Annotated in this window: 13 protein-coding genes; 1 reads left to right on the top strand and 12 read right to left on the bottom strand. The window is 29.8% G+C overall.

The window, feature by feature from the left end; translation table 11 throughout:
- Positions 1 to 170 precede the first annotated feature (170 nt).
- The 5 genes from hemW to gpr all read right to left on the bottom strand — a co-directional run bounded on the left by hemW (position 171) and on the right by gpr (position 5,987).
- Positions 171 to 1,298 carry a radical SAM family heme chaperone HemW gene (gene hemW / locus BUA92_RS08855; protein WP_073018751.1) on the bottom strand — a complete coding sequence of 376 codons (1,128 nt, stop codon included), beginning with the start codon at positions 1,296 to 1,298 and terminating at the stop codon, positions 171 to 173.
- A gap of 135 nt (positions 1,299 to 1,433) precedes the next feature.
- Complete coding sequence (lepA, locus tag BUA92_RS08850) at positions 1,434 to 3,239, bottom strand: translation elongation factor 4 (RefSeq protein ID WP_073018749.1); 1,806 nt, start codon at positions 3,237 to 3,239, stop codon at positions 1,434 to 1,436.
- A gap of 204 nt (positions 3,240 to 3,443) precedes the next feature.
- Positions 3,444 to 3,782: a hypothetical protein gene (locus BUA92_RS08845; RefSeq protein ID WP_073018747.1), complete on the bottom strand. Its 339-nt coding sequence runs from the start codon at positions 3,780 to 3,782 to the stop codon at positions 3,444 to 3,446.
- A gap of 60 nt (positions 3,783 to 3,842) precedes the next feature.
- On the bottom strand, positions 3,843 to 4,898 hold the full coding sequence (locus BUA92_RS08840; RefSeq protein WP_175550877.1) for a stage II sporulation protein P: 1,056 nt from the start codon (positions 4,896 to 4,898) through the stop codon (positions 3,843 to 3,845).
- Between the two features lie 108 nt (positions 4,899 to 5,006).
- Entirely contained in the window at positions 5,007 to 5,987 is a 981-nt protein-coding gene (gene gpr, locus BUA92_RS08835) for a GPR endopeptidase (RefSeq protein WP_073018745.1), read from the bottom strand.
- 214 nt (positions 5,988 to 6,201) lie between these two features.
- Between gpr and rpsT the strand changes: the two genes are divergently transcribed.
- Complete coding sequence (gene rpsT / locus BUA92_RS08830; RefSeq protein WP_021800992.1) at positions 6,202 to 6,465, top strand: 30S ribosomal protein S20; 264 nt, start codon at positions 6,202 to 6,204, stop codon at positions 6,463 to 6,465.
- Between the two features lie 301 nt (positions 6,466 to 6,766).
- On the opposite strand, the gene holA is transcribed toward rpsT, so the two are convergent.
- From holA to sigF, 7 genes are all read right to left on the bottom strand, one after another.
- Positions 6,767 to 7,801: a DNA polymerase III subunit delta gene (gene holA / locus BUA92_RS08825; RefSeq protein ID WP_073018742.1), complete on the bottom strand. Its 1,035-nt coding sequence runs from the start codon at positions 7,799 to 7,801 to the stop codon at positions 6,767 to 6,769.
- 21 nt (positions 7,802 to 7,822) lie between these two features.
- Entirely contained in the window at positions 7,823 to 9,499 is a 1,677-nt protein-coding gene (locus BUA92_RS08820) for a ComEC/Rec2 family competence protein (RefSeq protein ID WP_073018740.1), read from the bottom strand.
- Between the two features lie 49 nt (positions 9,500 to 9,548).
- Positions 9,549 to 11,894, bottom strand: coding sequence for a P-type ATPase actuator domain-containing protein (locus BUA92_RS08815; protein WP_073018738.1), 2,346 nt, complete (start codon positions 11,892 to 11,894; stop codon positions 9,549 to 9,551).
- Between the two features lie 95 nt (positions 11,895 to 11,989).
- Positions 11,990 to 12,349, bottom strand: coding sequence for a stage V sporulation protein AE (gene spoVAE / locus BUA92_RS08810; RefSeq protein WP_073018737.1), 360 nt, complete (start codon positions 12,347 to 12,349; stop codon positions 11,990 to 11,992).
- Positions 12,350 to 13,384, bottom strand: a complete 1,035-nt coding sequence (gene spoVAD, locus BUA92_RS08805) for a stage V sporulation protein AD (RefSeq protein WP_073018736.1) — start codon at positions 13,382 to 13,384, stop codon at positions 12,350 to 12,352. It abuts the gene before it with no gap.
- Positions 13,385 to 13,400: 16 nt separating this feature from the next.
- Positions 13,401 to 13,859, bottom strand: a complete 459-nt coding sequence (gene spoVAC / locus BUA92_RS08800; protein WP_073018735.1) for a stage V sporulation protein AC — start codon at positions 13,857 to 13,859, stop codon at positions 13,401 to 13,403.
- Positions 13,860 to 13,941: 82 nt separating this feature from the next.
- Positions 13,942 to 14,697 (bottom strand): RNA polymerase sporulation sigma factor SigF, encoded by a 756-nt coding sequence (gene sigF / locus BUA92_RS08795; protein ID WP_021800986.1) that lies wholly within the window; start codon positions 14,695 to 14,697, stop codon positions 13,942 to 13,944.
- Positions 14,698 to 14,711 lie beyond the last annotated feature (14 nt).

Below are 14,711 nucleotides of genomic sequence, written 5' to 3'. Positions count from 1 at the left end.
TCATCGAGTGCTAACGACTACGTATTTAATATATTATTTATAAGTTTTTTTGTCAATAAACAGAAATATTAATTAACTATGCTATGACTTAATTTAGAGAAATAATCTATATATTGCTTAAAATTTCTGCTATTTTCTCTATATTACTATTGTTTATATTTTCCTAATTATTAACTTAACAAAAAATCACTCATAACGTAATTACTTAGTTGAATGCCTTCTTTATTTAAATATATTTTCCCATTATCTTTATTTAATAATCCTTTTTTTATGTGATTATTAATTACATCTTTATAAATGCTTTCCATAGATACATTAAATCTTTCAAAAAAATCTTTTTCACTTACTCCTGATGTTTTTCTAAGTCCCAAAAACATAAACTCTTCCATAAGTTCTTCTTTTGATAAATGATTAGTTTCTTCAATACCATTTGAATTTTTTTCTACTGACAAAATATAATCTTCAATTTTATCATAATTTTTAGTTCTAGTTTCATTGAGTAGTGATGCAGCAGATACTCCACATCCTAAATATTCTCCAAGTTCCCAATAAACTAAATTATGTCTGCATTCTTTATCATCTTTTGAGAAATTAGATATTTCATATTGTTTATACCCTTTAGAATCTAGATACTCTACTGCATACTCATACATGGCTCTTTCTTCTTCCTCAGATGGTAGCTTAAGTTTTCCTTTTTCATATAGTTTGTAAAATGGAGTACCTTCTTCTACTATTAAAGAATAAGCTGATATATGTTCTGGACTAAGTTCAACTACTGAACTTAGAGTTTCTTCAAAGTCTTTCAGAGTTTGACTAGGTAAACCAAACATTAAATCAACATTTACGTTTTTAAAACCAACTTGTCTAACTAAGTCATAGTTTTCTTTAAACTCTGTAAAACTATGAATTCTTCCTAAACTTTTAAGCAAACTTTCATTTGAACTCTGCAGACCTAAGCTAAGTCGGTTAACTTTGTACTTCTTCATAAGTTCTAACTTGTCTCTAGTTAAGGTTCCTGGATTACACTCTACTGTAAACTCTACATCTTCCTCTAAGTTTAAACTACTTACATTCTTAAGTAGTTTCTCTAACTCCTCATAAGGTAAATAACTCGGAGTTCCGCCACCTATAAATATAGTCTTAAAAGTATACTCCTTTGAGGTGCTATTAATTTCTATATTTAAAGCATCTACATACTCACTCATAACATCTTCTTTCCCACTATAAGATGAAAAGTCACAGTACTTACACTTTTGCTTACAAAAAGGTATATGTATGTATAATGATATCTTCTTCATAAAATCCTCCTTTAATTAGTTGAGAGTGGAAATTTGAGAATTGAAAGTTAATAATAACTTTATACATCACTATAAACTAACAATTCTCAACTAAATAAAGGGCATCACAATTTAAATTGCAATCCCCTTTATTAACTAATCTACTTTTAAAACTGCCATAAATGCTTCTTGTGGAACTTCTACAGATCCAACCTGTCTCATTCTCTTCTTTCCTTCTTTTTGCTTTTCTAAAAGTTTCTTCTTTCTTGATATATCTCCACCATAACATTTAGCTAATACATCTTTCCTCATAGCTTTAACAGTTTCTCTTGCTATGATTTTAGAACCTACTGATGCCTGTATAGGTATCTCAAACATCTGTCTTGGTATTATTTCTTTAAGTTTCTCTGTTATAGCTTTTCCTCTAGCATATGATCTTTCCTTAGGTACTATCATTGAAAGTGCATCTACTGACTCTCCATTTAGAAGTATGTCTAACTTAACTAACTCAGTTTGTATATATCCAGTTAACTCGTAGTCTAAAGATGCATATCCTTTAGTTCTTGATTTTAAAGTATCAAAGAAGTCATAAACAATTTCATTTAGTGGAATATCATAATGAATAACTACTCTAGTAGCTTCAAGATACTCCATATCTATAAAGCTTCCCCTCTTCTCTTGGCAAAGCTCCATAACTGCTCCTGTATAGTCTGTTGGAGTTATTATAGATGCCTTAACCATAGGCTCTTCCATATAATCTATCTCAGTCATTGGTGGAAGATTAGTAGGGTTTGTCAACTCTATCATTGTTCCATCTGTTTTATAAACCTTATATATAACTGATGGAGCTGTAGTTATGATATCTAAGTTAAACTCTCTTTCTATTCTTTCTTGAATTATCTCCATATGTAATAATCCAAGGAAGCCACATCTAAATCCAAAACCTAATGCTATAGAAGTTTCAGGTTCAAAGTTTAATGCAGCATCATTTATCTGCAACTTTTCTAAAGCTTCTCTAAGTTCACCATACTTTGCACCATCTACAGGATATATACCTGAGAAAACCATAGGAACTGCTGGTTTATAACCTGCAAGAGCTTCTTTAGTTTCTCTTCCTTTTTCTGTTATGGTATCACCAACTCTAGCATCTCTAACATTCTTTATAGATGCTGTTATGTATCCAACATCTCCAGCGCTTAATTGATCTATAGGTAAAAATGCTGGTGTAAATACTCCAACCTCAGTTACTTCATAAACCTTGTTTGTAGACATTAATTTTATTTCAGTTCCTGGTTTAACTATACCGTCTTTTACTCTTACGTACGAAACAACACCTTTGTAACTATCATAATATGAATCAAATATAAGTGCTCTTAAAGGTGCTTCTTCATCTCCTTCTGGAGCAGGTACTTTCTCAACTACAGCTTCTAAAACATCTTTTATGTTTAATCCTGTTTTTGCAGAAATCAAAGGTGCATCATGAGCTTCTATACCTATTATATCTTCAATCTCTGTTTTTATCTCCTCTGGTCTAGCACTCGGAAGATCTACCTTATTTATTACTGGAACTATCTCTAGGTTATTATCTAATGCTAAATAACAGTTTGCTAAAGTTTGAGCTTGTATTCCTTGAGTAGCATCTACAACTAAAATAGCACCTTCACAAGCTGCTAAACTTCTAGATACCTCGTAGTTAAAGTCTACATGCCCTGGAGTATCTATTAAATTTAAAATATATTCTTCGCCATTGTCTCTTTTGTAAATTAATCTAGCTGCTTGAGATTTTATTGTTATTCCTCTTTCTTTCTCAAGTTCCATGTTATCTAAAACTTGCTCTTCCATCTCTCTTTGAGTCAAGGTTCCGGTTTGCTCTAAGAGTCTGTCTGCAAGTGTAGACTTACCGTGGTCTATATGTGCAACTATTGAAAAGTTTCTAATGTACTGCCTTCTATTCTTATTCATATCATCATCTATTCTTGAGAATTAAAATTCTCAGAATAGTACTCACCCCCGTGTAAAAATAAATCATAAATAGAACTTAATTTAGGTTCTGATAAATTATAACACAAACAACCTTCAAACTGTCAATAAAATTTGCCAATGTTGCTATGCTCTTAAGTTTCTTCTAAGCTTTTTTAAGAATCTTAATGAAGCTTGAATAAACTTCTACATAAATAAGTTTCTTATTTGATTGTTTAAGTACTCAATTGAATTCTGTACTTTGTTAAAAATCTTAAAGATTCCACTAACTTCATAGTCATCTCCATTAACTTCAAGTAAATATTTATTATTATTTCTTTGATGTATTTTAATGTTTGAGCTATCTACAATAAAGCTAGAAAACTCTTCTCCAAACTCGTCTTTTATTTTTTGTAAATCCATCCCTTGAGTTTCAGTTGTTCTTTCACTTAGCGCTTTAGTATTAATCATATTTATCTTAACTACCCCTGTAAAAGTAACAACTAAAAAAACTACTAAAGGTATTAAAATTTTTAATTTTTTCAAAAAAGGCACCCCCTAGGTATATTATCTATAAGGATGCTCATTTTTTCCAATTTTATACTTCTAGTTTTTCTTTAGGGCTTCTGCTATTAGTCTAGCTATATATTTTGCACTGGCTTGAGCCTGAGTGTTTGTATTAGTATTAAATCCAACTTCTATTAAGATAACATTAGGATTTTTGCTTTGGTTAAAAGAGTCTTTACCTCTTGTATAAGTCGTTATACCTCTACTAAGTCCAGGAAATAGATTTCTTGATAACCCATTTAGTTTATCAGTTAAAGCTTGATTTTCTGCATAATGAGGATTATTTTTTGCTGTTACAAACATTATTGGTGCAAGCTCTTCTCCATTTATATTTGCTGTGAGTACCTTGTCATTTACCGCATCTCTATGAAGATCTATGATTATATCAAAGCTTTTATACTGATTTAAATACTTTTGTAAAGTTTCACCTGATCTTTTATAGCTGTCATCATAGGATACAGAGTGATTAGTTTTATCATGTAATGTTGCTATTCCATAGTTTTGTTCTAATTCCTTTGCTAAAGCATTTCCCACTCCAACTACACTATCATTTTCATTTGCAGTTTCCTTAGTGGCAGGATTATAGTATTCCATAGTATGAGAGTGATAAATTAATACTCTTGGTTTGTTTATATCTAAAGTTTGTTTCAAACTAGGTTCATAAGCTTTTGATGCAACAGCATTCGGATCTGGAGCTTGCTCAGGTGTATACTTTATAAGGCTATTATTATCTAATTCAAAAGGATTTAGAGTTGCTATAGAATTATCTTCGTGATTTATTGATTCAGTAGAGATATTATTAAAATAAGGAACTTCAGATTTTATTAAACTATATACACTTAGTTTATTTAGTCCCACAGTTTCTATAATTATATCTTTTATAGAAAGATTGTTTGTCTCCTCAGTAGAATTAACAGCCTCTGCATAGGGTAATCCTTTATTAAGTAATGAAATGTATGCTTTAGAGTTATCTTTCTTTGTAGAAAGAGCAACATATCCAAATCTAATTAAAAAAATTCCCGCCAAAAAAATTAATACTATTTTTTTTATATCTATATTATTACCTTTTTTATTAGCAAATTTTCTATATATCAAAGTAAATTCCCCCTTAAATTTTATCTCTATAAATTTATATGGGAGAATTTACATAATTATTATTAATTTTTTATTACTTTACTATTTATTTATATATTAAATATTGTATTAATTCATAAACTTGTTTATATCTTCAATTTCTAAGTCTGGTTGAAGTGCTAAGTTTATTCCATTTGATATTATTCTAGACACCGCTTCTATAATAGTATCAACATCTTTAGGTGTAACCATCAAACTTCCTACATATGGATTCAAAACCTCTTTAATAAGTTTGCTTTTTTCTTTTTTATCTATAGTTTTAAGCATACTATAAAACTCTCCACCTTTATCGGAGTTTTCTATCATTTCATCAAGAAGTAAGTCTATAGTATCATTAGCTATAGTTGCTGCATCAACAACTGTAGGTACTCCTATAGCTAAAACTGGCACTCCTAAGTTTTCTTTATTTATCTGCATTCTATGATTACCAACTCCAGCACCTGGAGCGATTCCTGTATCTCCAAGTTGTATAGTTCTATTTACCCTCTCAAGTCTTCTAGAAGCTAATGCATCTATACAAATAACTAAAGATGGTTTTATCTTATCTACTAAGGATTTAATTATTTCACCAGTCTCAATTCCTGTTGTCCCTAAAACTCCTGGAGCTATAGCACAAACTGATCTTACCGCATCATCTATAGAGTCAGGCATCATAGTTTTTAAATGTCTGGTTATCATTATTTTTTCTGCAACTTTAGGTCCTAAAGAGTCTGGAGTAACATTCCAGTTTCCTAGTCCTACTACTAAGGTGCTACTGGTTTTAGAAGTATCTACTAACTCAGAGATGTTATCTGCTAACACTTCTGAAATATCATCTATCACTTCACCGTCATAACTTGTAAGCTCTGGCATATCTATTGTTATATAGTTACCTACTGGTTTACCTATTTTTTGTGCTCCTGATTCACTAGTTACCTCAACCTTAGTAACCTTAACTCTATTTTTATTTTCTTCCTTTACTATTACTCCATCTATTTCACTTTTATTTTTATGTTCTTTAGCATAAATCTCTCTAGCTTCAATAGCTAAATCCGTACGTACATTAAACATTAAAACACCCTCCTAGAAATATATTGTAATATTATATTTTCCCAATATATTGATAAATTATTTCATATTACATATAATTTTTAGTGGCATTTTAATTTTTTTCTTGAATAAAAAAATATTCAATGCTATAATATGGTTTGTTGAATGTGAACTCGAACGCAGATTTCCCCAAAACTGTGCTGAGGCCCTAATAAAATGAAGGGGGTGAAAAGGAATGGCAAACATTAAATCAGCTCAAAAGAGAATTAAAGTTGCTGAAACTAAAACTTTAAGAAATAGAATGATTAAATCAGCTTTAAAAACAGCTATAAAGAAATTCGAAGTTGCTGTTGCTGCTAGCAACGCTGATGAAGCAAAAGTTACTTTTGCTGGTGCAGTTAAAGCTTTAGATATGGCTACTTCAAAAGGAGTAGTACATAAAAACATGGCTGCTAGAAAAAAATCAAGATTAGCTGCAAAATTAAACGCTATGGCTTAATTTTATAAACCGATCCAATTAGTTTGGGTCGGTTAATTTACTTTTATGAAGCTTTTTTGTTAAAGTATCAAGTTACTTTGACAAACTCAGTAAGTTAAATCTACAACTTGTTAAAACTCTTACAAACTTTAACTAAACTCTGTTAAAGTCTGTATAACTTTCTAAAAACTCTATTAAAGATTGCAGAAAGTCACACTACTTGTATAAACTTAGAAGAACTTTAACTAAGTTTGAGAAACTCTAAATCTACATGGTAGAGTTAAAAAAGTTGCCATTAACTAGTAATGACAACTATAAACTACTACCTTGATGATGTTCTAACTGTAGATATAAGTAGAAACTCCATCTCAGTAAGTACATTTGTAGATAAACTCTTCATTCTTTTTTCTGTATTAACACAAAGTCTCATACAATCTTCAAGTTGTCTAAAAGAGAACTTCTTTCCTTGTTTTATTAGTTTCTCAACTACAAAAGGATGTAACTTTAAGTTCCCTGCAATAACTTGCGGGTTTAAGTTTTTTTCTGCTTGAAACTTGATTTCATATAATTTCTTAAACTGACCTTCTATAAGTGTAAGTAGTTTGTTTAAGTTCTCACCTTTAAAAACTAAGTCATTCATAAGAACTATTGCTTTTTCAGGTTTCTTATCTGAAATAAAGTCTATTAAATCAAATATATCTTCTTCACTTTTACTAGGAAGAAGTGCATCTATATCTTCTCTTTTTATTTCTCTACCTTCTGTGTAGTTAACTAACTTCCCTATTTCATTTCTTATTATTTCAAAGTTTTTCTCAACTTTATTTATAAAATATCTAAGTTCTACTTTTCCTATTTCTTTATTATAAGTTTTAAATATATTTTCAGCTTCCCTTATTAATCTATCTTCTTTTTGTCTATCTATATGTACTACAGTAGCTTTTTTATCTATATTTAAAATCCCTTTATGCTTAAGAGGTTTATCTCTTTTATCATCTAAAAGTACATAAGAAAGTAATACTATGTGAGAAGGTGTGTTGTTGTAGTAATCTAATACCTTTTTAAATTCACTTTCAGAAAACTCTTTCTGACTTTTAAAGAAGTTTGCTCTATAAATTACAACTACCTTTACTTCACTCATAAAGGGCAGAGTTTCACAAGCATTAACTATATCTTCATAACTCACTTTAAATCCATCTAGTTTTATATAATTTAAATCTCTCAAATCCTTTGGAAGAACTTTATCAGTAATATTATCTATTAAACTCTTCATTAAAGCTTCATCTGTTCCAGCTAATAAATAAGAATTATTAAGTTTGCCATCTTTTATCTGTTTCTCTAACTCTTGAAGTTTTATCAACTCTATATATCTCCTTAACTATCAAAATCTTATAATTTTATTCTTAACTACTAAAAATCTCTCATTGTTATTCAATTGTATTATATCATAGTTAGGATTATTTTGATTTATTGAAAAGCAATATATTTCTTTAGATGGAGTCTTTATTCCAAGTAATCCTTTTGATAATATTATATAACTTTCTCCTTTAGCTAAGGGTATTTTATCTATGTATCTTTTGTTTATCCCAGTTAATGCATCTTTTTCTTTTATCTTATTATCTTCAACTATATATTTAGAAATTTCTCCTCTATAACTTACTCTTATTTCCTTATTTTTATCTATATCTATCTTTGGAAAAGGAGAGTAAATACTTATAGCAACAGGAATAAAAAAAACTAAAGGAATTTTTCTAAATGCCTTTATTCCTTTTTTAACAAATATAAAACTCCCAAAACATATTATATAATAAAACATCACTTCTCTCTCTAATGGAATAAGAGGAATAGAAACATGGTTTAATAGATTTATTAGTCCATCTATTATTACACTTATGAATTCGCAAACTTTTAAAGTTATTATAAATAATTTATCCCAAACACTTAATAAAAGCAGAAGATTTCCAAGTATAACTATAAGTGTAAAGAAGGGCATCAATATTATATTACTTACTACTACATTTAAAGAAAAGTATCCAATAGTTACTCCTAAAATTGGATAAGTTAAAATCTGCGGAGATATACTTATAGCCACTGCTTCTCTCAGATATTTAGGGAATTTATAAAAAAATCTATCTAATTTACTATTAAATAATATTATCCCTAAGGTTGCTAAATATGATAACTGAAATCCTAAATCCAAAGCATTATAGGGACTTATTAAACAAAGAATTATACCTGAAAAGCAAAGAGCCGATAAGGCATCATACTCCTTATATAATGCTTCTCCAAGCTTTAATACAATAATCATAAAAAGAGATCTTAAAGTCGCTGCTGAAGCTCCTGTAAAAACTGCATAAACTACACAAATCAATAAAGTTATTCTGTAGTCAAAGATCTTGTTTAAAATCTTATATATAAGTGCCATATGAAAGCCTGATACTGAAATTATGTGTATTAGTCCATAATACTTCATATAGTCTTTTTGCTCCGAAGTAAGTCCTTCAACATATCCAAAGGAGGTTGCAGAAACAAGAGCAGCATTTTCTTCGCTTAAAACCGACTTCATTCTGTTATATAGATATTCTCTATATTCATATAACTTAGTTACTACATCTTCTTTTTCTCCATAAACATATTTTCCTTCAAGGGTACCAACTATTCCTTTATTTTTATCAACTTCTGGTTTAAAATAACCATTTATAACATACTCTCTTCCCTTATCTAACTTAAGCTTGCTTCCTTTAATATATATTTTTCTACCCTTATAGGTAGCTAGATATTCATTGTAATAACTTTCTCTTATCCTAACCTTAAAATTACTAATATCTTTAGTTTGAACTTTATAATATAAATGATTTATTCCTAAACTCATTACTATAAAAAATGAGAAAAGTAAAATCTCTTTTCTTCCTCCAAAAACATATAAACTCGAAATAAATAACCCAACTAAAATCAAGCTATACACATTAAATCCTAAATAATATAAAACACTTCCTAATAAAACAGATAAAAATATAATTACTAGAGGTTTCTTTAATAATATTTGTTCATTTTTCATAAAAATAGCACCTCCCTATAGAATTCTTACCCTGGGAGGTGCTGTTAATTCACTTTCTAATGAAAATTTTAGGAATAGTATATTCCAAAGAAACTAAAAACATAGTCACAGCTGAAATTAGTGCTAATATAACAGAGTTATACTCCATATCTCCAATAACAAAACTGCTAACTAAAAGTACAAAAACAACTATACTTATTCTAACTGCTATTGATTCTTGTGTTAACTCTCTAGTCTCACTCTTTACTATTGAATAAAATACTATAAGAGGCAATATGATTATATTTAATATTAACAAACTAAACTCATCTAATAAAATTCGATTAAAAATTATATATCCTAAACTTAATGATATTCCTTGTGATAATATAAACATCCAATATAAACCGATTCCTCTATCTACTAATAGATTAATAGTTCTACTTAAGTTTTTTAAGTATATTAACTTCTCTAAACAATCTTCTTTTATATATAAATCTGCTACCTTCTTTACTAAAGATGAAGCCTTGCCTTTAGCTATTGATAAGTTTGATAATGTAAGTAAAGGTAGATCAACTATCTCCTCTCCTGTTGAAGAGATTTTGTAGTTATCCTCTTTAAATATTGTAAAAATAAAATTCTTAAGTTCAGGTGCAATTTTAGAGAATACTCTAGTTTTAGAAAGTACCTCTATCTTTTCTTCTTTGGTAGCATTCAGAAGTTCAATTCCTGAAATAACTTCTGAATCATCATCTATGATTCCAACTTTTTTAGCTACAGTGGTTGCTGCAATCTTATTATCTTCTGTTATTAATATAGGAAGAATTTTTTCCTTTCTAAGTCTAGTAATAAGTTCCTCTATACCGTCTACAATAGGATTTTCAAGACCAATTATTCCTACAAAAACCATGTTACTTTCTATATTTTCCTTAGCTGATGGTTCATAGTTAAAACTTCTATAACCTATTCCCATAGTTACTAATCCATCTTTAGATAACTCATAGTCTCTTTCTCTTATTAGTGTCTTATCTTCTTCTGAAAATTCTACTTCTATGCCATCTTTCATTATAAAAGTACAATAATCTAAAAGTTCGTCTACATTACCTGTTACATTAGCTCTATACCCTTTGGGCATCTTATTTACAGATGTATATATTCTTTTATTAAAGTCCATGGGCATATCGAATATTCTTCTATTTTGTGAATCAATACTCCCTTTATAAACCTTCTTTATAGCTGCAAGTTTTAACAATGCTATTTCACGTATATCCCCTGTTCCTTTATCCTCTGAAGTATTATAGGTTGCATTATTTGCTATAAGACCTATCTCCATCATTCTATTAAAGTTTAGGTTTTCTTTATGAATGTCATCTATATCGTACAGCTTTTCATCGGTGTATATCTTTTTTGCGTGCATTTCATTTTTAGATATGGACCCTGTTTTATCTATAAATAAAATCTCTATCTCATTAACCTCATCAAACCAAGAATGATTTAATATATGCACATCATTCTGTAAGGTTATCTTCTTTATATGTCTAAAGAATAATAGGAAAATAATTATTCCGCCAAAAGATAATGAGCTTAGAAGTACATTATATATAAATTCATAGTTTACTCCTTTTATAATTACTCCTGTTAAGGACAAAACAGCTCCCACTAAAAAACTATATGATAAAGTTTTGTTCCAATAAAGCTCTGCTTTCTCATCAATGGTTTCTTTTCTAATATTAGTTGATGTAAGCATGTTCATAATTCTACCAAGTTGAGTATAGTTTCCTGTAGATACAACTATTCCTTTTGCTCTTCCAGAAACAGTTACTGTTCCTTTAAATACTACGTTTTTTATTTCTGCTAAATTTGAAACCTCATAATCTAGCTTAGTTTCATACTTATCAGATATAAAATCTTCCCCAGTTAAACTTTTTTCATTAACCTTAAGATTTTCAGACTTTATTAATCTTATATCGGCCGGAACCGTAACCCCTGGTCTAATATCAACAATGTCTCCTATAACTAATTCCTCCGAATTAATTCTTGAAGGAAATCCATCTCTTATTACAACCGCCTGTCCATAACTAATGTCTGAAAGTGCCTTAAGCTCTTTTTTCTTTAACTGTAATTTGTTTATTTTAAAATAAACAACAGCTAAGGGAACTATTATAAGTATTATGGAAGAAAAATATCTACCTATGTACACTCCATATAAGAACAAGATTAGAGGCAACAAAAACCAACGATTCAAAAAATACTTTAAAGAAGTATTAAGAACTTTTGTATCATAAAGAATCCTTATTTTATTTTCTCCCCATTTTTTTCTTCTTTCATCTATTTCATTTGGTGATAAACCTTCTTCACTATTACTTTCTAAAAATTCAACAACTTTACTCCAAGTGTTTAAATACCAATTAATCACACTAATATCTCCTCTAAAGAATTCACAATTCTTGCTAAATATAAATCAATAATATATATTATCGCATAAAACAAAGAAATCCTAAAGCCCCAGCTTTAGGATTTTGTTTTAGGATTAAATATTAGAGCCATTACATATCCAAAAAATATAGCAGCTTCTATACCACCTGCAGTTCCTTTAATTCCTCCAGTAAAAGCACCTATAAGACCTTTTTCTGTTACTTCCTTTATTGTAGACTTAGCTAATGAATAACCAAAGCCTGGTAATGGCACTGTAGCTCCTGCATGCCCTATGTCAACTATCTTTTGATATATGTTAAAGTATGTTAATATCGCACCTGCTGTTACATAAATTACTAATATACGAGCAGGAGTAAGTTTGGTTTTATCCATAAGTATTTGTGCTATTACACAAAAAATTCCTCCTACTATAAATGAACTTATATAATCACCCATTTATTTATCTCCTTCTTTATTAAATTCAATTACTACTCCATGTGCTATTCCTGGTATGCTTTCCCCTTGAAGTGAAGAAGTTGTACTCATTAAAGCACCAGTTGAAACCAACAGTATTCTATGTAATTCTCCTGCCATCATCCTCTTATATAGATATCCACAAGACACCACTGCTGAACATCCACATCCGCTTCCACCTGAATTGGTTTTTTGCTTTTCATTATCAAAAATAATTTCACCACAATCTATATAACATTTACTTACGTCATATCCATATTCTAAAAGAAGTTTTTGAGTAAGTTCTCTTCCTACCTTCCCTAAATCTCCTGTAACAATTAAATCATAATCATCTGGTCTTCTATTTAAATCTTTAAAATGCCTATATATTGTATCTACTGCTGCTGGAGCCATAGCTGCTCCCATATTATCTGCACTTAATATCCCATAATCTTTTACTATACCTGTAGTTACGTGAGTAACCTTAGGGAAATTCCCCTCTTTTGCAAGAAGCATAGCTCCAGATCCTGTAACTGTCCACTGAGCAGTTTCTTTTCTCTGAGAGCCATATTCTAAGGGAAATCTAAACTGCCTTTCCGCCGCTGAAAAATGTGAAGATGTACTTGCAACTATATAGTCACCAAAACCTCCATCCATAAGTAAAGATGCTAAAGATAAGGACTCTGTCATAGTAGAACATGCACCAAAAAGCCCATAGAAAGGTATATTCAAGTCTCTAGCTACAAAGCTTGAAGAAGTAAGCTGATTTAATAGATCTCCAGCAAATAAGTAATGTATATCCTCTTCTTTAAGTTTAGCTTTCTTTATAGTTTCTGTTATTGCAGTATACATCATAGAACTTTCTGCTTTTTCAAAACTATCTTTTCCATTTATATCATCCTCTAAAATAATGTCGAAATAATCCATCAGTGGACCCTGTCCTTCCTTTGGCCCTACCACAGAAGTTGTAGCAATTATTTTTGGGGGATTTGTAAACTCAACTGTTTGTTCCCCTCTTCTTTTGTCATGTAAATACATAAATAATCCTCCAATTCTACCAAATCATAATTACAATATAATGTATAACTCCAATTATTACAGATGTTCCAATTCCATAAACTAAAACAGGTCCTGCTATAGTGAACATTTTTGCCGCAACTCCAAATACAAACCCTTCTTTTTTAAATTCTATAGCTGGAGAAACTATGGCATTAGAGAAACCTGTAATAGGCACAACAGTACCAGCTCCAGCAAAGGATGCAATCTTATCGTATATCCCTAACCCAGTAAGCAGTGCTCCTAGGAAAATTAATATTATACTAGTAATACCTGATACCTGTTCTTCTGGTAATCCATAAGATGTAAAAAAGTTATATATCATCTGACCTATTACACAAATTAATCCACCAACCCAAAAAGCATGTATGCAATTTTTTAAAAGTTTAGGTTTAGGCTCTATTTCTTTTGATAAAGTATTAAACTTTTGCTTTATTTGTTCTTCCTTTTTTTTCATCTATTCATCACCTTTTCATAGTTATTTACTTATATTATTCCAAAAAAAATAAGTTCTATGAATTTTTCATAGAACTTAGGTATTAATCACTAAGTCTTTTTCTCATTTCTAGAAGAACTTTCTTCTCTATCCTAGATACCTGTACTTGAGATATTCCCAAAAGTTTTGCAACTTGAACCTGTGTTTTATCCTTAAAATATCTAAGTACTATAATCTGCCTTGCCTTTATGTCAAGTGCCCTAAGGGCTTCTTTTAATGCAATTTTATCTATCATACTTGTATCTTCTTCACCAGTTTCACTGAGCTTATCTATTAACAAAACAGGTGCTCCATCATCTTGATGTATGGTGTCATATAGATACTGCATAGATGATGCTGACTCTAAGGCAAAAACTATATCTTCCTTATTAAACCCTGAGTATTCTGCAAGTTCATCTATAGTTGGATCTCTATTTAGCTTTTTTGTTAGTTCTTCCCTGAAATAATGGAGCTTTTTAGCTAAAGTTTTAGTATTTCTACTAACCTTTATCATTCCATCATCTCTTAAAAACCTTTTTATTTCACCTACTATCATCGGTACAGCATAGGTAGAAAATTTTACATTATATGAATCATCAAAGTTATTAATCGCTTTAACTAGTCCAATAGAACCTATCTGCATTATATCTTCATAATCATATCCTCTATTTATAAACTTTTTGCTTAATGAAGAAACCAGAGGTGTATTTAATTCTATAAGCCTATTCATGGCTTCTTTATCTCCGGCTTTGACTCTTCTAATTAATTCTGAGTTATCCTCATAATTATATTCCTCTCTTCTCAAATTCCCTTTATCCATATAAATTCATCACC

Source organism: Clostridium intestinale DSM 6191 (assembly GCF_900130055.1).
GTDB lineage: Bacteria > Bacillota > Clostridia > Clostridiales > Clostridiaceae > Clostridium_T > Clostridium_T intestinale.
The sequence above is the reverse complement of the archived record's forward strand: the minus strand, read 5'-3'. Positions and strand labels throughout refer to the sequence as shown.

What these genes read in the sequence shown, in the direction of transcription:
- hemW (WP_073018751.1), bottom strand. Translation starts at nt 1,298, where the DNA reads ATGAAGAAGATATCATTATACATACATATACCTTTTTGTAAGCAAAAG.
- lepA (WP_073018749.1), bottom strand. Translation starts at nt 3,239, where the DNA reads ATGAATAAGAATAGAAGGCAGTACATTAGAAACTTTTCAATAGTTGCA.
- gpr (WP_073018745.1), bottom strand. Translation starts at nt 5,987, where the DNA reads ATGTTTAATGTACGTACGGATTTAGCTATTGAAGCTAGAGAGATTTAT.
- rpsT (WP_021800992.1), top strand. Translation starts at nt 6,202, where the DNA reads ATGGCAAACATTAAATCAGCTCAAAAGAGAATTAAAGTTGCTGAAACT.
- BUA92_RS08820 (WP_073018740.1), bottom strand. Translation starts at nt 9,499, where the DNA reads ATGAAAAATGAACAAATATTATTAAAGAAACCTCTAGTAATTATATTT.
- spoVAE (WP_073018737.1), bottom strand. Translation starts at nt 12,349, where the DNA reads ATGGGTGATTATATAAGTTCATTTATAGTAGGAGGAATTTTTTGTGTA.
- spoVAD (WP_073018736.1), bottom strand. Translation starts at nt 13,384, where the DNA reads ATGTATTTACATGACAAAAGAAGAGGGGAACAAACAGTTGAGTTTACA.
- spoVAC (WP_073018735.1), bottom strand. Translation starts at nt 13,859, where the DNA reads ATGAAAAAAAAGGAAGAACAAATAAAGCAAAAGTTTAATACTTTATCA.
- sigF (WP_021800986.1), bottom strand. Translation starts at nt 14,697, where the DNA reads ATGGATAAAGGGAATTTGAGAAGAGAGGAATATAATTATGAGGATAAC.